The 26,987-nt window shown below is 74.3% G+C and carries 24 protein-coding genes and 1 pseudogene; 9 read left to right on the top strand and 16 right to left on the bottom strand.

What is annotated here, in order from left to right:
• Positions 1–28: 28 nt before the first annotated feature.
• The 5 genes from ACT17Q_RS14055 (at position 29) to ACT17Q_RS14075 (ending at position 7,194) form a co-directional block, all read left to right on the top strand.
• Positions 29–1,459 carry an alpha,alpha-trehalose-phosphate synthase (UDP-forming) gene (locus ACT17Q_RS14055; protein ID WP_166772207.1) on the top strand — a complete coding sequence of 477 codons (1,431 nt, stop codon included), beginning with the start codon at positions 29–31 and terminating at the stop codon, positions 1,457–1,459.
• The gene (gene otsB, locus ACT17Q_RS14060; protein WP_444663184.1) at positions 1,452–2,441 is read left to right on the top strand and encodes a trehalose-phosphatase; all 990 of its coding nucleotides are present in this window, start codon (positions 1,452–1,454) and stop codon (positions 2,439–2,441) included. Before ACT17Q_RS14055 ends, otsB begins: the two co-directional genes overlap by 8 nt.
• Before the next feature lie 292 nt (positions 2,442–2,733).
• Entirely contained in the window at positions 2,734–4,407 is a 1,674-nt protein-coding gene (locus ACT17Q_RS14065) for an outer membrane protein assembly factor BamB family protein (protein ID WP_444665399.1), read from the top strand.
• A 167-nt stretch (positions 4,408–4,574) separates the two neighbouring features.
• Entirely contained in the window at positions 4,575–5,702 is a 1,128-nt protein-coding gene (locus ACT17Q_RS14070) for an ABC transporter ATP-binding protein (RefSeq protein WP_444663186.1), read from the top strand.
• Positions 5,703–5,904: 202 nt separating this feature from the next.
• Positions 5,905–7,194 (top strand): DUF4032 domain-containing protein, encoded by a 1,290-nt coding sequence (locus tag ACT17Q_RS14075; protein WP_444663188.1) that lies wholly within the window; start codon positions 5,905–5,907, stop codon positions 7,192–7,194.
• A 66-nt stretch (positions 7,195–7,260) separates the two neighbouring features.
• On the opposite strand, the gene rlmB is transcribed toward ACT17Q_RS14075, so the two are convergent.
• From rlmB to ACT17Q_RS14100, 5 genes are read right to left on the bottom strand one after another with little or no spacing between them, the layout of a single operon-like run.
• The gene (gene rlmB, locus ACT17Q_RS14080) at positions 7,261–8,256 is read right to left on the bottom strand and encodes a 23S rRNA (guanosine(2251)-2'-O)-methyltransferase RlmB (protein ID WP_444663190.1); all 996 of its coding nucleotides are present in this window, start codon (positions 8,254–8,256) and stop codon (positions 7,261–7,263) included.
• Complete coding sequence (gene cysS, locus ACT17Q_RS14085) at positions 8,256–9,689, bottom strand: cysteine--tRNA ligase (RefSeq protein ID WP_444663192.1); 1,434 nt, start codon at positions 9,687–9,689, stop codon at positions 8,256–8,258. Before cysS ends, rlmB begins: the two co-directional genes overlap by 1 nt.
• 28 nt (positions 9,690–9,717) lie before the next feature.
• Positions 9,718–10,896: an alanine racemase gene (locus ACT17Q_RS14090; protein WP_141320765.1), complete on the bottom strand. Its 1,179-nt coding sequence runs from the start codon at positions 10,894–10,896 to the stop codon at positions 9,718–9,720.
• Complete coding sequence (locus tag ACT17Q_RS14095; protein WP_444663194.1) at positions 10,883–12,205, bottom strand: MFS transporter; 1,323 nt, start codon at positions 12,203–12,205, stop codon at positions 10,883–10,885. The genes ACT17Q_RS14090 and ACT17Q_RS14095 overlap by 14 nt, the downstream gene beginning before the upstream one ends.
• Entirely contained in the window at positions 12,202–12,819 is a 618-nt protein-coding gene (locus ACT17Q_RS14100; RefSeq protein ID WP_444663196.1) for a TetR/AcrR family transcriptional regulator, read from the bottom strand. Before ACT17Q_RS14100 ends, ACT17Q_RS14095 begins: the two co-directional genes overlap by 4 nt.
• A gap of 132 nt (positions 12,820–12,951) precedes the next feature.
• Here ACT17Q_RS14100 and ACT17Q_RS14105 point away from each other — a divergent pair, with 132 nt between their 5' ends.
• Both ACT17Q_RS14105 and ACT17Q_RS14110 read left to right on the top strand, forming a co-directional pair.
• Entirely contained in the window at positions 12,952–14,274 is a 1,323-nt protein-coding gene (locus ACT17Q_RS14105; protein WP_444663198.1) for a D-arabinono-1,4-lactone oxidase, read from the top strand.
• A 95-nt stretch (positions 14,275–14,369) separates the two neighbouring features.
• Positions 14,370–15,365: an NADP-dependent oxidoreductase gene (locus ACT17Q_RS14110; RefSeq protein ID WP_444663200.1), complete on the top strand. Its 996-nt coding sequence runs from the start codon at positions 14,370–14,372 to the stop codon at positions 15,363–15,365.
• 36 nt (positions 15,366–15,401) lie between these two features.
• On the opposite strand, the gene ACT17Q_RS14115 is transcribed toward ACT17Q_RS14110, so the two are convergent.
• Entirely contained in the window at positions 15,402–16,307 is a 906-nt protein-coding gene (locus ACT17Q_RS14115; protein ID WP_094181799.1) for a LysR family transcriptional regulator, read from the bottom strand.
• A 72-nt stretch (positions 16,308–16,379) separates the two neighbouring features.
• On the opposite strand from ACT17Q_RS14115, the gene ACT17Q_RS14120 reads away from it, so the two are divergent.
• Positions 16,380–17,420 carry an EamA family transporter gene (locus ACT17Q_RS14120; RefSeq protein ID WP_444663203.1) on the top strand — a complete coding sequence of 347 codons (1,041 nt, stop codon included), beginning with the start codon at positions 16,380–16,382 and terminating at the stop codon, positions 17,418–17,420.
• Here the strand turns inward: ACT17Q_RS14120 and ACT17Q_RS14125 are convergent.
• From ACT17Q_RS14125 to ACT17Q_RS14135, 3 genes and pseudogenes are all read right to left on the bottom strand, one after another.
• Positions 17,360–17,803: pseudogene (locus tag ACT17Q_RS14125) on the bottom strand (2-C-methyl-D-erythritol 2,4-cyclodiphosphate synthase); the annotation flags it as partial. The gene ACT17Q_RS14120 and the pseudogene ACT17Q_RS14125 overlap by 61 nt on opposite strands.
• A complete protein-coding gene (gene ispD, locus ACT17Q_RS14130; RefSeq protein WP_444665400.1) occupies positions 17,800–18,582 on the bottom strand; it encodes a 2-C-methyl-D-erythritol 4-phosphate cytidylyltransferase in 783 nt (260 codons plus the stop codon). The pseudogene ACT17Q_RS14125 and the gene ispD, both read right to left, overlap by 4 nt.
• A 96-nt stretch (positions 18,583–18,678) precedes the next feature.
• Positions 18,679–19,161 carry a CarD family transcriptional regulator gene (locus ACT17Q_RS14135; RefSeq protein WP_048341557.1) on the bottom strand — a complete coding sequence of 161 codons (483 nt, stop codon included), beginning with the start codon at positions 19,159–19,161 and terminating at the stop codon, positions 18,679–18,681.
• A gap of 447 nt (positions 19,162–19,608) precedes the next feature.
• Between ACT17Q_RS14135 and ACT17Q_RS14140 the strand changes: the two genes are divergently transcribed.
• Complete coding sequence (locus tag ACT17Q_RS14140; RefSeq protein ID WP_444663205.1) at positions 19,609–20,178, top strand: hypothetical protein; 570 nt, start codon at positions 19,609–19,611, stop codon at positions 20,176–20,178.
• A 110-nt stretch (positions 20,179–20,288) separates the two neighbouring features.
• Here the strand turns inward: ACT17Q_RS14140 and pstB are convergent, their stop codons facing one another.
• The 7 genes from pstB to ACT17Q_RS14175 form a co-directional block, all read right to left on the bottom strand.
• Positions 20,289–21,068, bottom strand: coding sequence for a phosphate ABC transporter ATP-binding protein PstB (pstB, locus tag ACT17Q_RS14145; RefSeq protein WP_094181797.1), 780 nt, complete (start codon positions 21,066–21,068; stop codon positions 20,289–20,291).
• Positions 21,069–21,078: 10 nt separating this feature from the next.
• On the bottom strand, positions 21,079–22,050 hold the full coding sequence (gene pstA, locus ACT17Q_RS14150) for a phosphate ABC transporter permease PstA (protein WP_094181796.1): 972 nt from the start codon (positions 22,048–22,050) through the stop codon (positions 21,079–21,081).
• Positions 22,050–23,078 carry a phosphate ABC transporter permease subunit PstC gene (pstC, locus tag ACT17Q_RS14155; protein ID WP_444663208.1) on the bottom strand — a complete coding sequence of 343 codons (1,029 nt, stop codon included), beginning with the start codon at positions 23,076–23,078 and terminating at the stop codon, positions 22,050–22,052. Before pstC ends, pstA begins: the two co-directional genes overlap by 1 nt.
• A gap of 116 nt (positions 23,079–23,194) precedes the next feature.
• Complete coding sequence (pstS, locus tag ACT17Q_RS14160) at positions 23,195–24,319, bottom strand: phosphate ABC transporter substrate-binding protein PstS (RefSeq protein WP_141321761.1); 1,125 nt, start codon at positions 24,317–24,319, stop codon at positions 23,195–23,197.
• 125 nt (positions 24,320–24,444) lie between these two features.
• Positions 24,445–25,164, bottom strand: coding sequence for a response regulator transcription factor (locus tag ACT17Q_RS14165; RefSeq protein ID WP_141321763.1), 720 nt, complete (start codon positions 25,162–25,164; stop codon positions 24,445–24,447).
• Complete coding sequence (locus tag ACT17Q_RS14170) at positions 25,161–26,393, bottom strand: sensor histidine kinase (RefSeq protein ID WP_444663211.1); 1,233 nt, start codon at positions 26,391–26,393, stop codon at positions 25,161–25,163. Before ACT17Q_RS14170 ends, ACT17Q_RS14165 begins: the two co-directional genes overlap by 4 nt.
• A 103-nt stretch (positions 26,394–26,496) precedes the next feature.
• Positions 26,497–26,922: a DUF6325 family protein gene (locus ACT17Q_RS14175; RefSeq protein ID WP_141321767.1), complete on the bottom strand. Its 426-nt coding sequence runs from the start codon at positions 26,920–26,922 to the stop codon at positions 26,497–26,499.
• Between the last annotated feature and the right edge of the window lie 65 nt (positions 26,923–26,987).

Consider the following 26,987-nt stretch of genomic DNA (forward strand, 5'->3'; position numbering starts at 1 on the left):
AGTCAACCCAGGAGATGCAGTGTCTGCTGTGCCTAAAGATGGCTACGACCTCGTGGTCGTCGCGAACCGGTTGCCCGTCGACGTGTCGCTCGGCGAGGACGGCGAGCCCACCTGGACCCGGTCCCCGGGAGGGCTGGTGACGGCCCTCGCACCGGTCATGGCCCAGGCGGACGGTGCGTGGGTCGGCTGGGGCGGGTCGCCCGACCTCACGCTGGACCCGTTCGAGGTCGACGGCACCCAGCTCGTGCCCGTGACGCTCTCGGCTGACGACGTCGAGCGGTACTACGAGGGCTTCTCGAACGACACGCTCTGGCCGCTGTACCACGACGTCATCGCTCCGCCCGCGTTCCACCGCCAGTGGTGGGAGGCCTACCGGCGCGTGAACCGCCGGTTCGCCGAGGCCGCCGCGGCGCAGGCCGCACGGGGCGCGACGGTCTGGGTGCACGACTACCAGCTCCAGCTGGTCCCCGCGCTGCTGCGCGAGCTCCGCCCGGACCTGCGGATCGGGTACTTCCACCACATCCCGTTCCCCCCGCTCGAGATCTTCGCGCAGCTGCCGTGGCGCAAGGCCGTGGTCGAGGGGCTGCTCGGAGCGGACCTCATCGGGTTCCAGCGCGGTGGGGACGCCGCGAACTTCGTGCGCGTGGTCCGCCGCCTGACCGACCTGACCACACGTGGCCAGGTCGTCACGATCACCGACGAGCACGGCCGCACCGAGCGGCACGTGCGCGCCGCGGCGTTCCCGATCTCGATCGACTCCGCCGCCTTCGACGCCCTCGCCCGCACCGACGCCGTGCAGGAACGTGCCGTCGAGATCCGCCACGAGCTCGGCAACCCCACGATCCTGCTGCTCGGGGTCGACCGCCTCGACTACACCAAGGGCATCCGGCACCGCATCAAGGCGTACGGCGAGCTCCTCCAGGACGGCCGCCTGTCACCCAGCGAGACGACGCTGGTGCAGGTCGCCTCACCGAGCCGGGAGAACGTCGGCGCCTACGCGCAGCTGCGTGACGAGGTGGAGCTGCTCGTCGGCCGGATCAACGGCGACTTCGGCCAGGTGGGGCACGCACCCGTGCAGTACCTGCACCAGTCGTTCCCCATGGAGGAGATGGCCGCGCTGTACCTCGCCGCGGACGTCATGCTCGTGACCGCGCTGCGCGACGGGATGAACCTGGTCGCCAAGGAGTACGCGGCCGCACGGTCCGACGACCGCGGCGCGCTGGTCCTCAGCGAGTTCACCGGTGCGGCCGACGAGCTCGCGGGCGCGATCCTGGTGAATCCGCACGACATCGACGGGATGAAGGACGCGATCACGTACGCCGCGCACCTCGACCCGCGCGAGGCCCGCAAGCGCATGCGCCGGCTGCGGCGGCGCGTGCTCGGCCACGACGTCAACGCCTGGTCGCGCGAGTTCCTCGCGGTGCTCACCGCCGTCCCCCAGCGAGACAGCCATGTCTGACGCCAGCACGGGCGCGTCGACCGGCCGGCCCGACCCCTCGGTGCCGACCCCCGCACAGCCCGACAGGGAGCCGACGACGCCTGCCCCCGCACAGCCCGACCCGGGGCTGGTCGCGCCTACCCCCGCACCGCACGACCGGGGGCTGGCCGCGCCCACCCCCGCACCGCACGACCGCCCGGCAGCGCCGTCTCCTGCGCCACGTGACCGTGGGGCGGTCGTCGACGCGCTCGTGGCGCTGGCGGACGACGCCGAGGCCCGGCCGCTGCTCGTCGCGCTCGACTTCGACGGCACGCTGGCCCCGTTGCAGGACGACCCGTCGCTGTCGCGGGTGCTGCCGGAGGGCGTCGAGCCGCTACGGCGCATCGCCGAGGCGGACGACGTCGCGCTCGCGCTCGTGTCCGGGCGCGCGCTGCACGACCTGCACGCACTGGCCGAGGTCCCGGTGGGCACGTACCTGATCGGCTCGCACGGTGCCGAGCGGGCGCGCGTGACGCGGCACGGCCTCGACCGGGACGTGGTCCGGCTCACCGACGAGCAGGCCGACCGGCTCGCCGCGCTCGGCGCGCAGGCGTCGGCCATCGCGCGCGGACGCGACGGGATCTGGGTCGAGACCAAGCCCACCGCCGTCGTCCTGCACACCCGGCTCGCGGAGCGCGCCGACGCGGCCGCCGCGCACGAGCAAGCGCTCGCGCTGGGCGCCGAGCTCGGCTCGGGCGTCCTGAGCGGCAAGGACGTCGTCGAGATCTCCGTGCTGCACGCCAGCAAGGGCGAGGCCCTCAGCGCGCTGCGTGACGAGCTCGGCGCACGCGTCGTGGTCTACGCGGGCGACGACGTCACCGACGAGCACGCGTTCGAGGCCCTCGGCGAGCACGACGTCACGGTCAAGGTCGGTCCTGGCGACACCGCCGCCCGGCTGCGCGTGGCCGACCCGCACGAGATGACGCGCGCCCTGGCCGCGCTCGCCGACGCCCTGCCCGGCTGACCCGCACAGCGCACCGCATGTCTGAGCCACCCCGCCACCCGCTGAACCCGAACTGGCGCCCTCGCCTCGGACCCGTGCGGCCGTCCCGCGTGCACCCGCCGGGCGGTGGAGCGCGGGCTGAGGCACCCGGGCGATGGCGGGGCGGTTCGGCCGGGCGCGGCCAGGGGGTGTGGTTGGCTGGGCACCGACCGCGCAGGTGCGGTCGGTCGCGGGTCGGTCGCGGGTCGGACGGTGTCGTCGGTCCCGGGCGGACCGCGGCAGGCACCCCGGCCGAGGAGGCGCCGTGGCCCCGATGCGGCCCGTCGAGCTCGAGGACGACGACCCGGGCCCGCGCGACGCCGCGCCGCCCGCCGGACGGTCGTCGAGCCAGCGCGCCGCGGCCCGGCCCGGTGACGCCGGACGCCGGGGGTGGGGCGTCCGGCGCGGCCGTCGCGGCCGGGGAGAGCGGACGACCGTCGTCGAGCTGGACGACCCCGCCACCGCGCACGCGGCGGACATCGACACGGCGGACGTCCACGCGGCGGACGTCGATGCAGCGGACAGCGATGCGGCGGACGCCGATGGCGCGGGCCAGGGACGAGACCAGGGACCGGGTCGTCGGCACCGGGGGCGCTGGTTCGTCGTCGGGGGCGCGGCTGTGCTCGTCGTCGGCGCGGTCGTCGCGCAGTACGTGCTCGACGAGCGTCGCGAGGCGCGCGCGACGCGGTTCGACGACGTGCCGGGCGTGCTGCTCCCGCTCGACGGCCCGCCGCGCGTGCGCGACGACGTGCGGTTCGAGGCCCTGTACGTCCCGGTCCAGGTGGGCGGCGTCCTGCTCGTGCACCGCGCGGTCCCCGACAGCCGCACGACCGCACGCGTCGAGGGGCTCGACCGTGCGACGGGCGACGTCGTGTGGCGCCGGGACCTCGCGGTGCCGCCGGCGCTCGAGGCCCTCGTGCGCGAGGACCCCGAGCCGCTCGACGTGACGTGCCGGCCGCTGGGGACGCAGGCCGCGGCGTGCGTGGTGACCACCGGCACGGTGTTCGCGGGCGACGGGGTCGACGACCTGCTCGTCGTGCTCGACGCGACGCACGGGACCGTGCTCGAGCAGCGCGACCTCGGCGCGGCGGGCTGGACGACGTCGGGGACGTCGATCGTCACGGCGGACCCGGGCCGTGACCCGCTGCGCCCCGAGCGCGAGCTCTGGACGGTCCAGTCGCGGGTCGGCACGGGGCCGCGGGCGGGGACGCTCGAGTGGACGTGGACCGCCGACGAGCCCCTCGACCGGGACGCGCCCACATACACCACTGGCCAGGCGATCGACGTGCTGGGCGACCGCATCCTGCTGACCCCGCTCGACGCCCCGTGGTGGCTGCTCGACACGAGCGGCGCGCTCGTCGCGCAGGGCGAGCTCGCCGAGGGCGAGTTCGCGGCGCTCGCACGCGGTGGCGTCGTCACGGTGAGCCCCGTGCTCGGCAGCGACCTGAACGACGGCGCGCTCGTCGTCGGCGACCGGCGCGTCGAGGCGGGCTGGGTCACGCGGGCGTCGGTGGACGACGGCACGGCACCCGACGTGACGTTCACGGTGCGGCAGGACGGCGCGGCCGTCTCGGTGCACGCGTGGGACGCCGCCACGGGGGACGCGCTGTGGGACCGCACGGTCCTCAGCCCCGACCCGCTCGTGCTCGACGGGCGGGTGTACCTGCTCGGTGCCGGGGGCACGGTCGCCGCCGTCGACGCGCGCACGGGTGAGGAGGTCTGGTCCGCATCCGCCGGGGACTTCGCGTCGTGGCTCGCGACGGACGGCCGCCGGGTGCTGGCGCTCGGCACGTCGGACCGCGTGCGAGCCCTGGACCTGGACAGCGGCGCGCGGGTCTGGGAGGGCACGGTGCCCGGGGCGGAGTACGGCCTGTGGCCGACCGGCGGAGTGCTCGCCGCCCCCGAGAGCGGCCTCGAGCGCCCGGCGCTCGTCGTAGCACGCCCCTGACGGTGCGGACCAGGGACCTCCGGATGACGGAGGTCACACCGGCGTGTGGCAGGATGTGCGAAGGCCGGTGCGGGTCCTTCCGCGTCGGCCGTGTCAGTGAAGACACTGAACACCCTCCACGACGGATCGTCCGGCACGTACCTGCCGGTGAAGGGATTGGTAGCACCATGGCTACGGTCACGTTCGACCACGCAACCCGGGTGTACCCCGGCACGGAGCGTCCCGCGGTGGACGCCCTCAACCTCCACATCGAGGACGGCGAGTTCCTCGTCCTCGTCGGCCCCTCGGGCTGCGGCAAGTCGACCTCGCTGCGCATGCTGGCGGGCCTCGAGGACGTCAACGCGGGCCGCATCCTCATCGGCGACCGCGACGTCACGGACGTCCAGCCGAAGGACCGCGACATCGCGATGGTCTTCCAGAACTACGCGCTGTACCCGCACATGACGGTGGCCGACAACATGGGCTTCGCGCTCAAGATCGCCGGCACGCCGAAGGCGGAGATCCGCCAGCGCGTCGAGGAGGCCGCCCAGATCCTCGACCTCACCGAGTACCTCGACCGCAAGCCGAAGGCCCTCTCGGGTGGTCAGCGTCAGCGTGTTGCCATGGGTCGCGCGATCGTGCGTCAGCCCCAGGTGTTCCTCATGGACGAGCCGCTGTCGAACCTCGACGCGAAGCTCCGCGTGCAGACGCGTACGCAGATCGCGTCGCTGCAGCGCCGCCTCGGCGTCACCACGGTCTACGTCACGCACGACCAGACCGAGGCCCTCACCATGGGTGATCGCATCGCGGTGCTCAAGGACGGCATCCTGCAGCAGGTCGGCACGCCGCGCGAGATGTACGACACGCCGGCCAACGTCTTCGTCGCCGGCTTCATCGGCTCGCCGGCCATGAACATCGGCACGTTCCCGGTGCTCGACGGCCACGCGTCGCTCGGCCGCTCGCGCGTGCCGCTGTCGCGTGAGGTCATCTCGCAGCTCACCGAGGACGACAAGAACCACATCACGCTGGGCTTCCGCCCCGAGGCCGTCGACGTCGTGCCCGCCGGCACGCCGGACGCGGTGCCGGTCATCGTGAACATCGTCGAGGAGCTCGGCTCGGACGCGTTCGTGTACGGCTCGCTCACCAACGAGTTCGGCCAGGCCAGCACGGTCCACTCGGGCGCCGGCGACGCGCAGGTCATCGTGCGCGTCGACCCGCGTCAGGTCCCGGCCAAGGGTGAGACGGTCGCGATCCGCATCCGCCCGGGCGAGCAGCACCTGTTCCACGCGGGCTCGGGCGAGCGCATCAACGCCTGACGTTCGCACGCACCTCGGGAGGGGCGGTCGTGGCCTTCGGGCCCGGCCGCCCCTCCTGCCTGTGCGGACCGCCTGACCTGCGTCCTCCCCCCGTCCGCCGCCCGGTCCGCGCGAGACCGGTCGGGGATCTTCACGCCCTCCCCGCGTTCGTTGTGGGGTTCCGACGATCGCGCCGTCGGGCCCCGCTGGCAGGATGGAGCCCATGAGCACCACGCCGCAGCGCCTGCAGATCACGGCGGCCGACCCCGACCCGGCGCTGCTCGACCTGCCCTGGCACATCCCGCTCGAGGAGTGGCCCGCCGAGACGCTCGCGGCGCTCCCCCGCGGCATCTCGCGCCACATCGTGCGGTTCGCACGCCTGTCGGGCCGGGTCATCGCGATCAAGGAGATCGGCGAGACGGTCGCGTACCGGGAGTACGAGCTGCTGCGGCAGCTGCGTCGGCTGGATGTCCCGTCGGTCGAGCCGGTCGGCGTGATCACGGGACGCCGCTCACCGGAGGGCGAGCCGCTCGAGGCGGTGCTCATCACGCAGCACCTGCAGTTCTCCCTGCCGTACCGCTCGCTGTTCAGCCAGTCGCTGCGGCCGGACACCGCGACCCGGCTGATCGACGCGCTCGCCGTGCTCCTCGTGCGGCTGCACCTCGCGGGCTTCTACTGGGGCGACGTGTCGCTGTCGAACACGCTGTTCCGCCGGGACGCGGAGACGTTCGCGGCGTACCTCGTGGACGCGGAGACGGGCGATCTGCACGAGCGCCTCACGGAGGGCCAGCGCGGGTACGACCTCGAGGTCGCGCGCGTGAACATCATCGGCGAGCTCATGGACCTGCAGGCGGGCGAGTTCCTCGACGAGGACGTGGACGCGGTCGCGATCGGCGACGCGCTCGCGGTGCGGTACCGGGACCTGTGGACGGCGCTCACGGAGGTCGAGTCGTTCAGCTACGGCGAGCGGTGGCGCGTGCAGGCACGCATCGACCGGCTCAACGACCTGGGCTTCGACGTGGGCGAGCTGGACATCACCACGGACGTGGACGGCACCACGGTCCGCATCCAGCCGAAGGTCGTGGAGTCGGGGCACTACTCGCGCCGGCTCATGCGGCTCACGGGGCTGGACGTGCAGGAGAACCAGGCGCGCCGCCTGCTGAACGACCTCGACGAGTACCGCGCGGCCACCGACCGTCAGATGGAGGACGAGGCGTTCGTCGCGCACGACTGGTTGACGGAGATCTTCGAGCCCGCGGTGCGCATGGTGCCCAAGGAGATGCGCGGCAAGCTCGAGCCCGCGCAGGTGTTCCACGAGCTGCTCGACCACCGCTGGTTCCTGTCGCAGCAGCAGCACCGGGACGTGCCGCTGCAGGAGGTCGCGCGCAGCTACGTGAAGAACATCCTGCCGAACAGGCCCGACGAGCAGTCGATCCTGGGTGTGCAGCCGGGCGACCTGCGGGACCAGACGGAGGCGATCCCGACGGTCGACGGGGACACGCTGATCGGCTGACGCGGCGCCCGGCAGTGCACGACCCCCGCCACCGGCCACCGGTGCGGGGGTCGTGCGACGACGTGCTCAGGCTCGCTGGCGCGCGACCTCGTACAGCGCGATGCCCGCGGCGACGCCGGCGTTCAGCGACTCGACGTCCGAGGTGATCGGGATCGACGCGATCGCGTCGCACTGCTCGCGCACCAGCCGGGACAGCCCCTTGCCCTCGGAGCCGACGACGAGCACGAGCGGGTCGCCCGCGTACGGCAGGTCGGCGACGGCCACGTCCCCGCCGCCGTCGAGCCCGACGACGAACACGCCGGACTTCTTCCACTCCTGCAGGGTCCGCGCGAGGTTGGTGACGCGCGCGACGGGCACGCGCGCCGCCGCACCGGCGGACACCTTCCACGCGGACGCCGTGACGCCCGCGGCCCGACGCTCGGGCACGATCACGCCGTGCGCGCCGAACGCGCCCGCCGACCGCAGCACGGCGCCGAGGTTGCGGGGGTCGGTGACACCGTCGAGCGCGACCGCGAGCACCGGGGCGCCCTTCGACGCCGCGATGTCGAGCAGGTCCTCGTCGTCCCGGTACGGGTACGGCGGCACCTGGATCGCGACGCCCTGGTGCACGGCGCCGTCGGTGAGGCGGTCGAGCTCGAGCCGCGACACCTCGAGCAGCGGGTAGCCGGCGTCGGCGACGATCGAGATGATCTCGCGCGTGCGGTCGTCGGACTCGAGCCGCGCCGCGAGGTACACGGTGGTGACAGGCACGCCGGTGCGCAGCGCCTCGAGCACCGAGTTCCGCCCGGAGACGATCTCGTGCGTCGACGACTTGCGCCCGCCCTTGCCGCCCGCGGCGGACCGCGACGCGGAGGCCGCGGGGCGCCCGGACGTGCCGCGCCCGCCCGCGACGCGCTCGGCGGCGACCTTGCGCTTGTGCGCCACGTGGTAGACGCGGTCCTCGGCCTTGGGGGTCGGGCCCTTGCCCTCGAGCGCCTTGCGGCTGTGCCCGCCGGTCCCGACCGACGAGCCCTTCTTGCCGCCCTTGCGCGTCGCGCCGCGACGCGAGGAGTTACCGGCCATCAGTCCTCCGATCGGGGTGCGAGCGTCCACCGGGCGCCCGCGGGTGAGTCCTCGACGACGACGCCGGCGGCGGTGAGCCGGTCCCGGATCGCGTCGGCGGTGGCGAAGTCGCGTGCGGCGCGCGCCGCGGCGCGTGCCTCGAGCTGCGCCTCGACGAGCTCGTCGAGCGCGTGCGCGTACCGCTCGTCGGCGCCGTGGGAGCGCCACTGCGGCGAGCCGGGGTCGAGGCCCAGCACGTCGAGCATGGAGCGCACGATGACCATCGCGTCTCGGGTGGCGAGCGAGTCGCCCGCGGCGAGCGCGGTGTTGCCCGTGCGCACGGTCTCGTGGACGACCGCGAGCGCGGCCGGGACGTTGAGGTCGTCGTCCATCGCGGCGACGAACTCGTCGGGCAGGGTCGCGGACGCGACCTCGTCGGCGGACGCGGTGCCCGTGCGCTCGGCGGCCCGCTCGACGAACCCGGCGACGCGGTCCCAGGTGGCCTCCGCCTCGCGCAGCGTGTCGTCGGTCCACTCGAGCATCGAGCGGTACTGCACGGTGGTCAGCGCCCAGCGCAGGACGACGGGCCGCACGGTCTGCAGCACGAGGTCGACGAGCAGCCCGTTGCCGAGCGACTTGCTCATCTTGGCGCCGCCCTGCGTGACCCAGCCGTTGTGCAGCCAGTAACGCGCGAAGCCCTGACCGGCCGCGCGGGACTGCGCGAGCTCGTTCTCGTGGTGCGGGAAGCGCAGGTCGAGGCCGCCGCCGTGGATGTCGAACTCCGACCCGAGGTAGCGCGCCGCCATCGCGGAGCACTCGAGGTGCCAGCCCGGGCGGCCGCGCCCGAACGGCGTGTCCCACGACGCGGTCTCGGGCTCACCGGGCTTGGGGGCCTTCCACAGCGCGAAGTCGTGCGGGTCGCGCTTCGCCCCGCCCGTGGGGGCGTCGTCGGGCGCGGGCACCATGTCGTCGACCGGCTGGTGCGTCAGCGCGCCGTACTCGGGGAACGACCGGACGTCGAAGTACACGTCGCCGGGTGCGGCCTGGTAGGCGTGCCCCTTCTCGACGAGCGTGCTCATGAGCTCGACCATCGCGGGCACGTGCCCGGTCGCGCGGGGCTCGTACGTGGGGGGCAGGACACCCAGCGCGTCGTACGCGGCGGTGAACGCGCGCTCGTTCGTCATCGCCCACGCCCACCACGCGACACCGGCGTCCGCGGACTTCGCGAGGATCTTGTCGTCGACGTCCGTCACGTTGCGCACGAGCGTGACGCGCTGGCCCTGGCGGCGCAGCCAGCGCACGAGCACGTCGAACGCGACGCCCGAGCGGACGTGCCCGACGTGGGGCGGCGCCTGGACGGTCGCCCCGCACAGGTAGATGCCGACCTCGCCCGTGACCCGGGGGACGAAGTCGCGCACCGTGCGGGTGGCGGTGTCGTACAGGCGAAGGCTCACGTCGGCAAGGCTACCGGCGGCCCGCTCGTCAGCCGAACGTCCGGCCCTCACCGCGGTACGTGGGCACGGTGCGCTCGACGGCCTCGCCGCGCACGAGGTGCACCCGGTCGAACCGCTCCATCACCTCGCCGGACTTCGCGTGCCGGAACCACACGCGGTCCCCGATGCGCAGGTCGGCGCGTGCGGGCACGCGCAGCGGGGTCTGGACCTCGCCCGCACCCTCGCGCGGCGTGAGCGCGAGCCCCGCGGGCCACACGGGCCGCGGCTGGCGCGACGCGGTCGGCGGACCGGACGCGACGTACCCGCCGCCGAACGTCGTCGCGAACCCCGGCGCCGGGACACGGACGACGTCGAGGCCGAAGAACGCGGCGGGCCGCGGCTCGAACGAGCGGTAGTGGTCGAACAGCGTGGGCACGAACAGCCCCGACCCGGCCGTGACCTCGGTGACGGTCGGGTCCGACACGGACGTCTCGACCGAGCCCGAGCCGCCCGAGTTCACGAGCTCCAGCCGCTCGCCGGTGACCTGCGAGACCGCGTCGACGACGAGCCCGCGCCGCCGTGCGAGGTCGCGCACCGACAGGCGCTTGACCGCGCGGACGGCGGCGCTCGAGTCGGGCATGCCCGCGACCTGCGCCTCGTAGAACATGACGCCGCGCACGCTCAGGCCGTCGCGCTGCACCACGGCGTGCGCGAGCGCGGCGGCGTCGTCGGGCGTGTGCACGGGCGAGCGCCGCACACCGAGGTGCGCGCGCAGCCGCCCGAGCCCGACGCGCAGCGACGCGTCGACGTCGAGGCACACGCGCAGCGCCGAGCCGTGCGCGGCGGCCGCCTTCGCGGCGAGGTCGGCCTGCGCGACGTCGTCGACCATGAGCGTGACGGCCGCCGCGGCCACGGGGTCGGCGGCGAGCTCGTCGAGCCCGCCCGTGTCGACGCTCGGGTACCCGACGAGCACGTCGGTCACGCCCTCGCGCGCGAGCCACACCGCCTCGCGGACCGAGTACGCCATGACGCCCGCGAAGCCGGGGCGCGCGAGGACGGCGTCGAGCACGGCGCGCACGCGCACCGACTTCGACGCGACGCGCACGGGTGTGCCCGCGGCGCGGGCGACGAGGTCGCTCGCGTTGGCCTCGAGCGCGTCGAGGTCGACCACCGCCAGAGGCGCGGGCAGGTGGCCCGTGGCGGCGTCGAGCCGGTCACCGAGCGTCATGCGACGTCTCCTCGCTGGTGCGTACGCGGACGCCCTGGTCCTGCCGGGTCGGCGTCGGTGCCGGTGCAGGCCCAGGTGCAGGTGCAGGTGCCGGTGAAGGTGCCGGTGCCGGTGTCGGCACGGCGGCGCGGCGGGCGGCCTCGTGCGCCGGCGAGTCGAACCTGCCGGACAGCGCGACGATCACGAGCGACACCGCGACCGGCACCAGGAACGCGTATCGGAACGTGCTGGTCGAGCCGATCGCGCCGACGAGCACCGCGCCGAGCAGCGTCCCCACGTAGTTGAAGACGTTGAGCCGCGCGACGACGGCGTCGGCGTGCTCGGGTGCGAGCTCGCCCGCGGCGGCGAACGCGAGGGGCGCGACGAGGCCGAGCCCGGCACCCGCCACGGCGAACCCGACGATCGCGACGGGGGCACCGGGCGCGACGACGACGAGCAGCAGCCCGACCGCGGCGACCGACCCCGCGACGCGCACGACGCGCACGCGCCCCCACCGCCGCACGGCGCCGTCGCCGACGACGCGGGAGCCGAGCGTCGTCGCGAGGTACGCGCCGAGCGCGAGCGGACCGAGCCAGTCCGCCGCGTCGAGCGTGTCGCGCACGTAGAGGCTGCCCCACGTCTGCGCGGCGTTGTCGGCCACGTAGAACGCGACGAGCGCGACGCCGAGCAGCGTGATCGCACGCCACGGGACGGGGGTCGAGCCGACGAGCCGGACGTGGTCGGAGTCGGCGGGGTCCACCGCGTCGTGCACGCGCAGCCCGTCGCGGCGCACGAGCGTGGCGGCGGCGAGCCCGACGAGCAGGCCGGGCAGGAACACGAGCATCACGGGGTCGACGGACCAGCGCCCGACGGTCGCGGAGCACACGAGGGTCGCGATGATCGCTCCGACGGACCAGGACGCGTAGAAGCTCGACAGGAGCGGGCGGCCGTAGGCGCGCTGGATGGCGACGGCCTGCATGTTGGTGCCCGCGTCGACCATGCCGAGCGCGAGGCCGTACAGCGCGAACGCGGGCACGGCGAACGCATAGCTGGGTGCGACGGCGACGAGCGTGACGGTCAGCCCGATGCCGGCCAGACCGGCCGCGAGCGCGACGCGGCTGCCGGAGCGCCGGCTCACGTAGTCCGCGATGCCCGTGCCGATCGCGGCGGCGACGAGCACGCCGAGCACCGCGGCGGTGATCTGGTCGTCGCCGATGCCGTAGCGGTCCTTCACGTCGGGCAGGCTCGCGAGGATCGTGACCAGCACGTACCCCTGGGCACCGAACGCGACGGACCCGGCGACGCGGGACCGCGTGAGCGTCCCGGTCACTCCTCGATGCCCGCCGGCTCGAGCGGCTCGGCCTGCGTCGCGAGGAACTTGCCGAACCCCGCGATGGTCTGCCGCGCGATCTCGTCGTCGCCGTCGACGAGCCATGCGAGCGACAGCCCGTCGACGACCGCGACCGTCGCGCGGGCGAGGCGCGGCACCGGGACGACCCACTGGACGCGTGAGATGCGTGCGATCTCCTCGAGCACGGCCTCGGCCGCCGACCACTGCCCGCGGTACTGCTCCATCGCGACCTCGCGCAGCTCGGGGTGGCGCAGGGACGACGTCGTGAGCTCGTACGAGAGCAGCTGCGGGCCGCGGGACGCGGTGATCTGCGTCCACAGCGCGGTGACCACCGCCTCGATGACGGCCTCGGTGGGCGAGCCCTCGGGGACGTCGGACAGGTCGGCCTGGGTGTTCTGCTCGGTGATCGCGTGCGCCATCGCACGCATCAGCTCGGACTTGTCCTGGAAGCAGTAGTGCACGACCCCGAGCGAGACACCGGCCTCCGCGGCGACCGCCCGAACGGTCGCTGCCTCGATCCCGTCCCTGCTCGCGACCGTCATCGCGGCCTCGATGAGCTGCTCGCGCCGCTCGGCCACCGGCATGCGGTTCATGCGGTCCCCTCCACTGCACCGGCCAGGGCCCGGGCCCCCGCCCGCGACCGGTGTGCCACCGTGCGACACACGATAGCCAAGCATGGACGTCCCGCTTGACTTGGACAAGCGTTCAGTCCACAGTCGCCAGTGATGGAGACGACGCGCTGGGTCAACTGGGCGCGCACCGCCTCGTCCACGCCCGTGCGCCGCGAGCGCCCGAGCGACGTCGACGAGCTGGCGCGTGCCGTCTCGCGCGCGGTCGACGAGGGCCTCCACGTCCGCGCCGTCGGCGCGGGCCACTCGTTCACGGCCGCCGCGGTGACCGACGGCGTGCTGCTCGACCTCGACGCGCTCGACGCGATCGAGCGCGTCGAGCGCCGCGCCGACGGCTCCGCGCTCGTGACCGTCGGCGCGGGCATCCGGCTCGCGGCGCTCAACGGCGCGCTCGGCGCGCTCGGCCTCGCGATGCGCAACCTCGGGGACATCGACCAGCAGTCGATCGCGGGCGCGATCTCCACCGGGACGCACGGCACCGGCGTGCGCCTCGGCGGGCTCGCCACGCAGGTCGTCGGCGCGCGCCTCGTGACCGCCGCGGGCGACGTCGTCGAGACCTCGCCCACGCAGCAGCCCGAGCTGTTCGAGCTCGCCCGCCTCGGTCTCGGGTCGGTCGGCGTGCTCGCCGCGGTCACGCTCGAGGTGGTCCCCGCGTTCCTGCTCGAGGCCGTCGAGGAGCCGTGGGCGCTGGACGACGTGCTCGAGCAGCTCGACGGCCCGGACGGCCTGGTCGAGGGCAACGACCACTTCGAGTTCTACTGGTTCCCGCACACGCGGCGCGCGCTGACCAAGCGCAACAACCGCGTCCAGGACGGGCCGGGCCTCAACCCGGTGCGCCGGTGGGTCGACGACGAGCTGCTGTCGAACTCGGTGTTCGAGGTGACCAACCGCATCGCGACCGCGGTGCCCGCCGCGACGCGCCGCATCAACCAGCTCGCCGCGCGCAGCCTCTCGGCGCGCCGCTACGTGGCGCCCTCGCCCGAGGTCTTCGCGTCGCCGCGTCGCGTGCGGTTCCGGGAGATGGAGTACGCCGTCCCCCGGGCCGCGCTGCGTGACGTGCTCGCCGAGATCGACCGCTGGGTCGAGACGTCGGGCGAGCACCTGCCGTTCCCGGGCGAGGTGCGGTTCGCCGCGGCCGACGACGTGTGGCTGTCGACCGCGCACGGGCGCGAGACCGCGTACGTGGCGGTGCACCAGTACTGGCGTCTGCCGTACCAGCGCTACTTCTCGGCGGTCGAGCGGATCATGGCGGAGCACGAGGGGCGCCCGCACTGGGGCAAGCTGCACTGGCTCGACGCGCGGCGCCTGGCCGAGCTGTACCCACGGTTCGCGGACGCGCAGCGCGTGCGTGCCGCCGCCGACCCGGACGGCGTCTTCGACAACGACTACCTCACGCGCGTCTTCGGCCCACGTCCCTGACTCGTGTCACCCGGACAGGTGGTCGCCCGGTCCTGACCCGTTTCGGTCGTCCGCAGGTCTGGTACCGCTCCGGCGGGTGCGGCACGCTGCCTTCCGTGCACCCGACCACAGTCGTCGCCGCGGTCGCCTACGGCGGCCCCGAGAACCTCCGCCTGATCGACGCGGACGCGGGCGAGCCCGGTCCCGGCGAGGTCCTGCTCGACGTGCGCGCCGCGGCGGTCAACCCGATCGACTGGAAGGTGTACTCGGGGGCCATGGGCGCCGACCCGGCGCGTCTGCCGATGCGGCTCGGTGCCGAGGTCGCGGGCGTCGTCGCGGCCGTCGGCCCCAACGTGCGATGGCTCGCGGTGGGCGACGAGGTCGTGGCCTGGCCCGTGCGCGGCGGGTACGCGCGCCGGCTCGTCGTGCCCGAGCTCGCGACCGTCCGCAAGCCGCGCGCGCTCGGCTGGGCGCCCGCCGCGGCGCTGCTCGTCGCCGGCACCACCGCGGTGCACGCGCTCACCGCCACACGCACGGGCCACGGTGACGTGGTTCTCGTGCACGGCGGCTCGGGATCGGTGGGTCGCATGATCGTGCAGCTCGCCGAGCTGCGCGGGGCGCGCGTCGTCGCGACCGCGTCCCCCGCGAGCCACGACGACCTGCGCGCGCTCGGCGCGGTCCCCGTCGCGTACGGCGGGTCCAGCGGGTCCGACAGCGGGTCCGACCCAGCGCCCGACGGCCGCACGCTCGCGGACCGCGTCCGGGCCGCGGCGCGCGAGCTCGGCTCCCCGGTGACCACCGCGATCGACGCGGTCGGGTCCGACGAGGCGCTGGACACCTCGGTCGAGCTCGTCGCGGACCGCACACGCATCGCGACGATCGCCGGCTTCGCCCGCGCGCGCGAGCTCGGGATCCTGCTCCTCGGCGGCGGGCCCGGGGCCGACCCGGGCACCGAGGTCCGCGAGGCGGCGCGCGCGCAGCTCGTCGAGCTCGCGACCGACGGCACGCTCGACGTGCACGTGACGCGCACCTACCCCTTGGAGGACGTCGCGCAGGCGCACGCCGACTCCCGGGCGGGCCACGCGCGCGGCAAGCTGGTGCTGCTCCCCTGACGCGCGCTCCCGCCCGGGACCGCGCGGCGCGGGCCGTCAGGTGGCGGGTGCGGTGAGGCTCGCGGCGAGCGCCTCGAGCTCGCCGAGGACGCGCTGCACGACGAGGCGCTCGGCACGGTCGGGGCGCAGCAGGGCCTCCACGTGGCGGCCCGCGCGGACGCCGGCGAGCGGGACCAGCCGCACGCGCGGGTCGGCGCCGAACGTGTAGCGCGGGAGCAGGGACACGCCGTGCCCCGCCCCGACGAGCGCCGCCACCACGTGGAAGTCGTTGATGCGGTGCCGCACGCGCGGGGTCACGCCCGCGCGCGCGCCGATCGCGTCGAGCACGCGTGCCACGGGGAACCCCTCACGCACGGCGACCCAGTCCTCGTCGGCGAGGTCACGCGGTTCGAGCGCGGCGCGCCCCGCGAGGGGGTGCGCGGGGGCGAGCGCGACGTCGAGGGGCTCGCGCAGCAGGTGCCGCACGACGACGCCGGACCCCCAGCCCGGGGAGTCGTCGCCGCGGTGCGCGACCACCACGTCGATCTCGTCGGTGAGCGCGACGAACGCGTCCTGCGCGACGTCGTCGTCCGAGCACTCGACGACGACCCCCGGCAGCGCCGCGGCGCGGGCGAGCAGGCCGGGCAGCAGGAGCTGCGCCCCGCTCGCGAACGCGCTGACGCGCACCGTCCCGCCCGGGTGGGCGCGCAGCCGGTCGACGGCGGCCGCCGCGCGCTCGACCGCGACCGCGACGTCGACCGCCGCATCGGCCAGCGCACGGCCCGCCGCGGTGAGCCGCACGCCGCGGCCGGCGCGCTCGGTGAGCGGGACGCCCACGCCGCGCTCGAGGTGGGCGAGCTGCTGGGACACGGCGGACGGCGTGAGGTGCAGCACCCGGGCCGCGGCGGTCACGCCGCCCTGGGTCGCGACCGCGCGCAGCGCCTGCAGTCCCCGCACGTCCATGAAGCAACGCTACATCGTCGGTTCACGACTTTTCGCTTGTCCTGCACGCTCGGCACGCGCACGCTCGTCGTCATGTCCACCCGCGACCGCCTGCTCGCACTGCTCGTCGCCGTGACGTGGGGCCTGAACTTCCCCGCGATCCACCTCACGCTGCAGCAGTTCCCGCCGTTCCTCGCGGTCGCGCTGCGGTTCGCGGTCATCGCCGTTCCCACCCTGCTGCTCGTGCCCCGCCCGCGCGTCCCCGTGCGGTGGCTCCTGCTCTACGGCACCGGCTTCGGCGTGCTGCAGTTCGTGTTCCTGTACGCGGCGATGGACGCGGGCATGCCGACCGGGCTGGCGTCGCTCGTGCTGCAGTCGTCCGCCCCGTTCACGGTGGTCCTGGCCGCCGCGCTCCTGCGGGAGCGAGTCACGCCACGCCAGGCAGTGGGGGTGCTCGTCGCGGTGGTCGGGCTCACGGGCATCGCGCTGCACCGCGCGGGGCTCGAGGGCGGTGCAGCGCTCGTCCCGGTGCTGCTCACGCTGTGCGGCGGCCTGGGCTGGGCGCTCGGCAACCTCGGGAACCGGCTCGCGACGCGCGCGGCACCGCGCGAGTCGTTCCGCCTGATGCTCTGGATGTCCGTCGTCCCGCCCGTGCCCATGCTCGCGCTGTCGCTCACGCTCGAGGGGCCGGACCGGATCACCGCGTCGTTCGACGGGCTGACCACGCCCACGGGCCTCGCCGCGCTCGGCGGGCTCGCGTTCACGGTGCTCGTCGCGACCGTCGGCGGGTCGGGTGTGTGGACCGCGCTCATGTCGCGCCACCCCGCCGGCGTCGTCGCACCGTTCTCGATGCTCGTGCCGGTGTTCGGCATCGGCTCGTCGTGGCTCCTGCTGCACGAGGCCACCGCACCGGCCGAGCTCGCGTGGGGCGCCCTCGTCGTCGCGGGCGTGCTGCTGGGCAGCACCGCGCGCCGACGACCGGCCGGCCCCGAGCCCGCGCGTCAGCCCTGGGGGACGACGAGCGCCGTCGCGATGGCCGCGACCCCCTCGCCCCGCCCGGTGAGCCCGAGCCCGTCGGTCGTCGTCGCCGAGACGGTCACGGGCGCGCCCACCGCCATCGACAGGACCGCCTGAGCCTCCGCGCGCCGCGGCCCGAGCTTCGGCCGGTTGCCGATGACCTGCACCGACACGTTGCCGATCAGGAACCCGGCCGCGCGCACCCGGCGCGACGCCTCGGCGAGCAGCGACACCCCCGACGCCCCGGCCCAGCGCGGGTCGGCGGTACCGAAGTTCGAGCCCAGGTCACCCTGCGCGGCAGCCGAGAACAGCGCGTCCGCCGCCGCGTGCGCGGCCACGTCCGCGTCGGAGTGCCCCGCGAGCGGTCGCTCGCCCGGCCACTCGAGCCCCGCGAGGTGCAGCACCGCACCCGGCGCGGGGTCCTCGTCGTAGGCGTGCACGTCCACACCGATGCCGGTGCGCGGCAGCGGGACCCGGGCCTGCCCGGAGCCTGTCGTCATGCGTCCCCCAACAGCTCGGCGACCCGCAGGTCGCGTGCGGTGGTGATCTTCGCGGCGCGCTCGTCGCCCGGCACGACGACGACCGTCGCGCCCAGCCGCTCGACGAGCCCCGCGTCGTCGGTCGCCGCGAGCGACTCGTCGTGCGCGTGCCGTGCGGCCTCGTCGTGCGCGCGGCGCAGCAGACCCAGCCGGAAGCCCTGCGGCGTCTGCACCGCACGCAGCTGCGCACGCTCGACGGTGCCGACCACGGGCGCCGCGCCCGCGAGCTCGGCGCCGACGCGCTTGACCGTGTCCGTCACCGGGAGCCCGGGCACCACCGCGTCGTGCCCCGCCTCGACGGCCGCGACGACGCGCGCCACGAGCTCGGGCGGCACGAACGGGCGCGCGGCGTCGTGCACCAGCACCACGTCCGCCGCCTCGTCGTCGTCCGACGACGCCGTGTGCGACGGCCCTGCGCCCGAGGATCCCGCGGGCGGCACGAGCGCCGCGAGGCCGGCCGCGACGGATGCCTGCCGCGTCGCTCCCCCGGCCACGACCCGCACCCGGCCCGGGTCGACCGTGAGCGCGGCCAACGCCGTGCCGAACGCCGCGAGGTGCTCGGGCGACGCCGTCACGACGACCGTGTCGACGAGCGGGCCCCGAGCGTCCCGGGCGTCGAGCAACCGCCGCGCGGCGTGCACGACGAGCGGCTCGCCGCGCACCGGCACGAGCGCCTTGGGCAGCGCGTGCCCGAGGCGGGATCCGCTCCCGGCAGCCGTGAGGACGGCGACGACGCTCACGCGACCGCCACCCGTCCCCCGCCGCAGCAGCACGTCACGCACCGCAGCACGTCGCGCACCCGCGCGTGACGAACCCCGCCCTGACGCCCGAGGGCGTCAGGAGGCGAGGACCTCGTCGAGGATGGCCTCGGCCTTCTCCTCCTCGGTGTGCTCCGCGAGCGCGAGCTCCGAGACGAGGATCTGGCGGGCCTTGGCCAGCATGCGCTTCTCGCCCGCGGACAGCCCGCGGTCGGCGTCACGGCGCGAGAGGTCGCGGACGACCTCCGCGACGCGGATGACGTCACCCGACGCGAGCTTCTCGAGGTTCGCCTTGTACCGGCGCGACCAGTTGGTCGGCTCCTCCGTGTACGGAGCGCGCAGGACCTCGAACACGCGGTCCAGGCCCTCCTGGCCGACGACGTCGCGAACACCCACGAGATCGACGTTCTCGGCAGGGACCTCGATGGTCAGGTCGCCCTGGGCGACCTTGAGCTTGAGGTAGATCTTGTCCTCGCCGCGGATGGTCCGGGTCTTGATCTCTTCGATCAACGCTGCACCGTGGTGCGGGTAGACGACAGTCTCCCCAACCGTGAAAGTCATCTGCAGGTGTCCCCTTTCGCAGGCGGCCCATCCTAGCACGGTATATTTCGGCCCCTTTCGGCCCGTGCTGCCGCCGCGGTACCCCCAGGACGAGCGTCGTCCCAGGTCAGAGGCTTGCAGGACCGCGCGCGCCCGCGCGCGGGGGGCGACGCGGCATCCCGGACGTGCGCCCAGGTAGGGCGGCCGGACAGTCCTCCGACGGGCCCGGCCGCCTCTCCCGCACACCGAAGGGCCCAGGCACCCCCGCCGTCGACACCTTCGTCCCCGATGGTGTGGCCGGTCTCACGCACGCGCGAGGGCCGAAGGTCCCGACCGCGCCCGTCCGGACGCCTCCGGGCCGCCACCGCCCGATAGGCTGACCCCGCTCCACGACGGTCCCGCGAGCCTCGCGTGGGACGCCCGGACCGCCCGAGCGCCGCACCGGCCGTCCCGTCCGCAGGAGTCATCGTGAACTCGCACCATTCCCGTCGGTCCCCTCGGTCCCTCCGGCCCCTTCGGTCCCGCCGGGCCCGCGCCGCCGTCGCGGCGACCGGCCTCGCCGCCGCTCTCGTGCTCGCCGGCTGCTCCGCGACGAACCCGATCCAGACGCAGGACCAGTACGACGCCTCCGACGGCGTCTCGGTCCGCCTGGGCGACGTGCGTGCGTCGAACCTGATGATCCTGAGCGCGGCCGAGGGCGAGGAGGGCGTGCTGCTCGGCGCGCTGACCAACACCGGCGCGGACGGGGTCACGGTCACCGTGACGTTCGGCGCCCCCGGCGAGGGAGGCGACGCGGCCCCCGCCGCCGACGCGACGACCGTCGACGTCCCCGCACGCGGCACCGTGCTGCTCACCGGCAGCCTGGGCAGCGACGAGGACGACACGAAGGTCGACGTGCGCGTCTCGCAGACACCCGCCGCGCCGGGCGGCGTCGCGCTCGTCGGCATCGACGTGGACACGGCCGGCTCGACCGCCGTCCAGGTCCCCGTGCTCGACGGCACGCTGCCCGACTACGCGACGCTCCTGCCGACCCCCTGACGCTGCCCCACTGACGCTGTCCCCCTGACGCCGGCCCGTCCCCCTGACGCCGGGCCGGCTCGTCAGTCGGACTCGTCCGGCCGACGAGCACGTCGGCCGGACGGGGCCCGTCAGCCGAACCGGCCCGAGATGTAGTCCTCGGTGGCCTGCTCGCGCGGTGCCGAGAAGATCACCGACGTGTCGTCGATCTCGACGAGCTGCCCCGGCTGCCCCTGCCCCGCGAGGTTGAAGAACGCGGTGCGGTCGGACACGCGCGCGGCCTGCTGCATGTTGTGCGTGACGATCACGATCGTGTAGTCCGTCTTGAGCTCCGCGATCAGGTCCTCGATCGCGAGCGTCGAGATGGGGTCGAGCGCCGAGCACGGCTCGTCCATGAGCAGCACCTGCGGCTTGACCGCGATCGCCCGGGCGATGCACAGGCGCTGCTGCTGCCCGCCCGACAGGCCCGAGCCGGGCCGGTCGAGCCGGTCCTTGACCTCGTTCCACAGGTTCGCGCCGCGCAGCGACTCCTCGACGAGGTCCTGCGCGTCGCCCTTGGACATGCGGCGGTTGTTGAGGCGGACGCCCGCGAGCACGTTCTCGGCGATGGACATCGTCGGGAACGGGTTGGGGCGCTGGAACACCATGCCGACCTGGCGGCGCACCGCGACGGGGTCGACGTCGGGCGCGTACAGGTCCACGCCGTCGATCTCCACGCGGCCCTCGACGCGCGCGCCGGGGATCACCTCGTGCATGCGGTTCAGGGTGCGCAGGAAGGTCGACTTGCCGCAGCCCGACGGGCCGATGAACGCGGTGACCGAGCGCGGTTCGACGCTCATCTCCACGTCGCCGACGGCGCGGAAGTCGCCGTAGTAGATGTTCAGGTCCTTGACGTCGATGCGCTGTGCCATGGGGGGGTCCTCAGACGGTGGTCTTGGGTGCGAAGAGGCGGGTGACGAGGCGCGCGACGAGGTTGAGCAGCATGACGACGAGGATCAGCGTCAGTGCCGCGGCCCACGCGCGGTCGTAGGTGACGGTCGCGATGCAGGCGGTGTCCTGCGCCGAGCACGGGATGAGGCCCTGCTGGAACTGCCGGTACACGTACACCGGCAGCGTCATCATGCGGCCCTCGAACAGGTTGAAGTTGATCGAGTCGGCGACGCCGACCGTGATCAGCAGCGGCGCGGTCTCGCCGATGATGCGTGCGATCGCGATCATCACGCCCGTGACGATCCCCGCGACGGCGGTGCGCAGCACGACCTTGACCACGACGAGCCAGCGCGGCACACCGAGGGCGAGCGCGGCCTCGCGCAGCTCGTTCGGCACGAGCCGCAGCATCTCCTCGCTCGAGCGCACGACCACGGGGATCATGAGCACCGACAGCGCGACCGACCCGACGACACCCATCCGGATGCCCGGGCCGAGGATCACGGCGAACAGCGCGTACGCGAACAGGCCGGCGACGATCGACGGGATGCCCGTCATGACGTCGACGAAGAACGTCACCGCGCGTGCGAGCGTCCCGCGGCCGTACTCGACGAGGTAGATCGCGGTGAGCAGGCCGATCGGCACCGAGATCAGCGCCGCGAGCGCGGTGATCTCGACCGTGCCGATGATCGCGTGGTAGATCCCGCCCGCGTCGACGCCGCCGAACACGCCGCGCATCGAGTGCGTCAGGAAGTACGCGTCGAACCGCTCGACGCCGTGCGAGACGACCGTCCACGCGACCGAGACGAGCGGGATCATCGCGAGCGCGAACGCACCGGTGATGACGACGCGCATGAGCAGGTCGGTCCGGCGGCGGCGCGGGTCGACCTGCCGCAGCAGCGTCGCGAGCTCGGAGCCGGCGCCCGGACCGGCGGGGCCCGGGGTGCGGGTGTCGGTGGCGGCCATCAGTTGGCTCCCGAGAAGTCCTTGCGCCGCGCGACGATCGCGCGGGCCGACATGTTGACGACGAGCGTGATGACGAACAGCGCGAGACCCGTGGCGATCAGCACCGACATCCCGAGGTCGCTCGCCTCGGGGAACTGCGCGGCGATGTTCGCCGCGATGGTCTGCTGCTGCCCCGCGGCGAGCAGCAGGAAGCTGTACAGGAAGCCCTGCGAGATGATCATCAGCACGGCCATGGTCTCGCCGAGCGCGCGGCCGAGGCCCAGCATCGCGGCGGACACGACGCCCGAGCGCCCGAACGGCAGCACGGTCATGCGGATCATCTCCCAGCGCGTCGCGCCGAGCGCGAGCGCGGCCTCCTCGTGCAGCCGCGGCGTCTGCAGGAACACCTCGCGGCTCACGGCCGTGATGATCGGCAGGATCATCACCGCGAGCACCACCGCGACGGTCGCGATGACGCGCCCCGTGGGCGAGACGGTCCCGCCGAACAGCGGCACCCAGCCCAGGTTCTCGCCGAGCCACGCCCACAGCGGCTGCACCGCGGGCGCGAGGACGATCGCACCCCACAGCCCGAACACCACGGACGGCACCGCGGCCAGCAGGTCCACGACGTAGCCGAGGCCCGCGGCCAGGCGGCGCGGCGCGTAGTGCGAGATGAACAGCGCGATCGCGATCGAGACGGGGACGGCGAGCAGCAGCGCGAGCAGCGCCGCGAGCACCGTGCCGAACACGAGCGGCCCGACGTAGTCGAGCAGCGACGACGAGCCGCGCATGAAGCTCACGCCGTCGACGAGCTCGTCGGACGACGCGGTCATCGCGGGCATCGCCTTGAGCACGAGGAACACCGCGACGGCGGCGAGGACGATCAGGATCAGCGCGCCTGCGCCGGTCGCGGTCCACCGGAACACGCGGCTCGCGCCGCGCTCGACGACGCGCTGCGCGCGCGGGCGGCGGCGCGGCGTGCGGCGCTCGGCGTCCGGGAGGCCACCCGGCTCGGTCCCCGGCGGTGCGGGGCTGGTGATGGCAGTCACGTGAGACTCCTGGTCACGGGGAGGACTGGTGGGGGGACCGGGGGGCTCACCCCCGCACGGTCGTCGGTGGCCGGCCCGCGTCCCCCCCGGGACAGGCCGGCCACCGACTCCTTGCGTCAGCCGACGCTGATCGCGTCGACCGCGGCCTTCGCGTCGGCCGCGAGCTCGGCGGGCAGCGGGGCCGAGCCGGCGGCGGTCTGCGCGGCGGCCTGGCCCTCCTCGCTCACCACGTAGCCGAGCAGACCCTTGACCAGGTCAGCGGTCTCCTGGTCGTCGTAGGTGAGGCACGCGACCGCGTACGACACGAGGATCACCGGGTAGGCGCCGGCCGCGGTCGTCGTGCGGTCGACCTTCACGGCGATGTCGTGCTCGCCGCGCTCCTCGTCCCGCGGGGAGGCCGCGAGCGCCGCGGCGGCCGACTCGGCCGACGGGGCGACGAACGCGTCGCCGACCTTGACGCTGACCTTGCCGAGCTCGGCCGGGACCGCGGACTCGTCGGCGTAGCCGATCGTGCCCTGCGCGGCCTGGACCGCCTGGACCAGGCCCGAGGTGCCCGTGCCGGACTCGCCGCCCTGGATGGGCCAGTCGTCGGCGCCCTCGTCGGTCCACACGTCACCGGCCGCCTTGTTGAGGTAGTCGGTGAAGTTCTTCGTGGTGCCCGAGCCGTCCGCGCGGTGCACGGGCGTGATCGTCAGCGCCGGGAGCTCGACGTCGGGGTTGTCGGCCTTGATCGCCGCGTCGTCCCACGACGTGATGTCGCCGCGGAAGATCTTCGCGACGGTCGCGGGCGCGAGCTTGAGCTCGGTGACGCCCTCGAGGTTGAACGTGATCGCGATGGGCGAGATGTACACGGGGATGTCGATGGCCTCGCAGCGCGCGGCCGCGGCCTCGATCTCCTCGGGCTTGAGCGCCGAGTCCGAGCCGGCCCAGTCCACGCCGCCGTCGATGAACTGCTGACGACCGCCGGACGAGCCGACCGGGTCGTAGTTGACGGTCACGTCCGGGTTGCTCGTCTGGAAGCCGGCGCGCCAGGCGTCCATGGCCTTCTCCTGCGACGACGCACCCGCGCCGTCGAGCTCACCGGACAGGGTGCTCGTCTCGCCGGACGTCGTCTCGCCGGCACCGGGCGCGCCCGAGGCGGCGGTGTCGAGCGGGTCGTCCGATCCGCAGGCCGCGAGCGACAGGGCGAGTGCGCCGACGAGGGCGACCGCGCCCACGCGGCCGTGGAGGGAGAGCTTCACAGTGGGTCCGTCCTTCGATCAGGTGCGCACCGGGGTGTGCGCGCACCGGAAGGTTGCCGCCTGGACGTGACCGCTCCCCGGGCACCGGGTGAACCCCGGGTGAACGCTGGCCGACGATCCCCTGCTCAGGGCTGCGCGGGCAGGTCCTCGAGCTTGTAGCCCAGGCCCCGGACCGTCACGAGCAGGCGCGGCTCGGCCGGGTCCGGCTCGATCTTCGCGCGCACGCGCTTGACGTGGACGTCGAGGGTCTTGGTGTCGCCCACGTAGTCCGAGCCCCAGATGCGGTCGATGAGCTGGCCGCGCGTGAGCACGCGGCCCGCGTTGCGCAGCAGCAGCTCGAGCAGCTCGAACTCCTTGAGCGGGAACGCGACGAGCTCGTCGTGCACGTGGACGGTGTGCCGGTCCACGTCGAGCCGCACGGGACCCGAGACCAGCACGTCGTCGTCCTCGTCGTCCGGCGCGGGCGCGGCGGACGCGGCCGACGACGAGCGGCGGCGCAGCACGGCGCGGATGCGCGCGACGAGCTCGCGCGACGAGTACGGCTTGGTCACGTAGTCGTCGGCGCCGAGCTCGAGGCCGACGACCTTGTCGATCTCGTCGTCCTTGGCGGTCAGCATGATGACGGGCACGTCGCTCGTCGTGCGCAGCGTCCGGCACACCTCCGTGCCGGGCAGGCCCGGGAGCATCAGGTCGAGCAGCACGAGGTCCGCACCGTGCGCGTCGAACTGCGCGAGCGCCTCGGGACCGGTCGCGGCCTCGACCACCTCGAAGCCCTCGCGCCGCAGCGCGTACGTCAGGGGGTCGCGGTAGGACTCCTCGTCCTCGACCACGAGGATGCGGGTCATGAGGCGCTCCGGTGCGGCACGTGCTCTCCCTCGTCGGGGCTCGTCTGGTCGTGCAGGTGCTGGTCCTGCGGGTGCTGGTCGTGCGGGTCCTGGTCCTGCTGCTCGTCGGGGACGCGGGGCAGCCGGATCGTGAACGTCGAACCGCGGCCGGGCTGCGACCACACGGTGACGTCGCCGCCGTGGTCCGCCGCGACGTGCTTGACGATCGACAGCCCGAGACCCGTGCCGCCGGTCTCGCGCGAGCGCGCCGCGTCCACGCGGTAGAACCGTTCGAACACGCGCTCCTGGTCCGCGGCGGGGATCCCGATGCCCTGGTCGACCACCGCGATCTCGACGAGGTCGCCGACCTCGCGCACCCCGATCCCCACGTGCGACGCCTCACCCGAGTACGCCACGGCGTTGTCGACGAGGTTGCGCACCGCGGTCACCAGCAGGTCGTGGTTGCCGAACAGGTGCACGCCCGTGGCGCCGCCCACCTCGAGCCGCACGCTCTTCGCGGTCGCCGCGGTCCGCGCCCGGTCCACGGCCTCCGCGACCACCGCGTCGAGGTCCACCGTCGACAGTGGCCCGAGCGCGCCCGCGACCTGCAGGCGGGACAGCTCGATGATCTCGTGCACGAGCGACGACAGCCGCTGCGCCTCCGACTGCATGCGCCCCGCGAACCGGCGCACCGCCTCCGGGTCGTCCGCCGCGTCCTGGACGGTCTCCGCGAGCAACGACAGCGCCCCCACGGGCGTCTTGAGCTCGTGGGACACGTTCACGACGAAGTCGCGACGCACCGCCTCGAGGCGCCGCGCCTGCGTGAGGTCCTCCGCGAGGACGACCAGGTGCCGGTCGCTGACCTGCGCGACGCGCACCTGCACGAGCGACGTGCCGCGCCCCACGGGGCGGTCGACCTCGAGCTCCTCGTCGCGGATCACGCCGTCACGGCGGACCTGCGCGACCAGGTCCCGGATCGCCGGCGGCGCGATGCGGCCGTTGCGCACCAATCCGAGCGCGTACGCGGGCGCGCTCGCCCGCACCACCTCGTCGGACGCGTCGAGCACGACCGCCGCCGAGCGCAGCACGGCGAGCGTGCGCACCAGCCCGTCGTCGACCTCCGGCTCGGGCTGCGCCGGTGCCGTGCGCTGCGTGCGCTCGCTCCACCGGAACGCGAGCACCGAGCCGAGCCCGACGAGCACGCCGAGCAGCCCGATCACGAGCGGCGTGAGCCCCGTCCCGTCGTTCACGCCTCCACCCTAGGCGTGACCAGCGGGGCGCAACGGCCGCGCGACGCCCCCGCTGCCAGACGCTCGTCCAGCGTTCACCGTGCGTTCACCGCGCCCGCCGCCGTCAGCGCGCGGGCGGCCCCTCGATGACCGCCGCGACCACGTCGTGCGGGATCCGCTCGGTCGACCGGAGCATCCCGCCGGCGTCGCGGACCGAGGCGACCAGCCCCTTGGACCACAGGTGCTCGACCACGATGAGGAGCGCCGAGGTCCCGGGCCGCAGGCCCTCGCCGACCTCGTCGATGTCCTCCTGCCCGACCAGCCCCGCACCGACGAGGTCCAGCCCGTGCACACCGAGCTGCTCCCCGACCTCGAGGGCCTCGGTCACCTCGAGGTCGCCCTCGGCGGTGCGCTGCACGCGCACGAGGTCGATCAACCGCACCTGGGGCTGGCGCGCCAGGCGCGTGATCTCCTCCCGCACCGGCGACGGGATCGCGTCCTGCGGGAACTCGAGCACGACGAGCTCCACCGTGCCGTACGACGTCGCCATCGGCACCTCCGGAGATCAGCCCCCTGCTCCCTGCACCCCCATCGTGTCCCAGACGGGCCGTCCGC

The sequence above is a fragment of the Cellulomonas sp. CW35 genome, assembly GCF_052378485.1.
Classification (GTDB): Bacteria; Actinomycetota; Actinomycetes; order Actinomycetales; family Cellulomonadaceae; genus Cellulomonas; species Cellulomonas uda.

Coding starts and splice junctions, on each gene's coding strand:
- otsB (WP_444663184.1), top strand. CDS start 1,452: ATGTCTGACGCCAGCACGGGCGCGTCGACCGGCCGGCCCGACCCCTCG.
- ACT17Q_RS14065 (WP_444665399.1), top strand. CDS start 2,734: ATGCGGCCCGTCGAGCTCGAGGACGACGACCCGGGCCCGCGCGACGCC.
- ACT17Q_RS14070 (WP_444663186.1), top strand. CDS start 4,575: ATGGCTACGGTCACGTTCGACCACGCAACCCGGGTGTACCCCGGCACG.
- ACT17Q_RS14075 (WP_444663188.1), top strand. CDS start 5,905: ATGAGCACCACGCCGCAGCGCCTGCAGATCACGGCGGCCGACCCCGAC.
- rlmB (WP_444663190.1), bottom strand. CDS start 8,256: ATGGCCGGTAACTCCTCGCGTCGCGGCGCGACGCGCAAGGGCGGCAAG.
- ACT17Q_RS14090 (WP_141320765.1), bottom strand. CDS start 10,896: ATGACGCTCGGTGACCGGCTCGACGCCGCCACGGGCCACCTGCCCGCG.
- ACT17Q_RS14100 (WP_444663196.1), bottom strand. CDS start 12,819: ATGAACCGCATGCCGGTGGCCGAGCGGCGCGAGCAGCTCATCGAGGCC.
- ACT17Q_RS14105 (WP_444663198.1), top strand. CDS start 12,952: ATGGAGACGACGCGCTGGGTCAACTGGGCGCGCACCGCCTCGTCCACG.
- ACT17Q_RS14115 (WP_094181799.1), bottom strand. CDS start 16,307: ATGGACGTGCGGGGACTGCAGGCGCTGCGCGCGGTCGCGACCCAGGGC.
- ACT17Q_RS14120 (WP_444663203.1), top strand. CDS start 16,380: ATGTCCACCCGCGACCGCCTGCTCGCACTGCTCGTCGCCGTGACGTGG.
- ACT17Q_RS14135 (WP_048341557.1), bottom strand. CDS start 19,161: ATGACTTTCACGGTTGGGGAGACTGTCGTCTACCCGCACCACGGTGCA.
- pstB (WP_094181797.1), bottom strand. CDS start 21,068: ATGGCACAGCGCATCGACGTCAAGGACCTGAACATCTACTACGGCGAC.
- pstA (WP_094181796.1), bottom strand. CDS start 22,050: ATGGCCGCCACCGACACCCGCACCCCGGGCCCCGCCGGTCCGGGCGCC.
- ACT17Q_RS14165 (WP_141321763.1), bottom strand. CDS start 25,164: ATGACCCGCATCCTCGTGGTCGAGGACGAGGAGTCCTACCGCGACCCC.
- ACT17Q_RS14175 (WP_141321767.1), bottom strand. CDS start 26,922: ATGGCGACGTCGTACGGCACGGTGGAGCTCGTCGTGCTCGAGTTCCCG.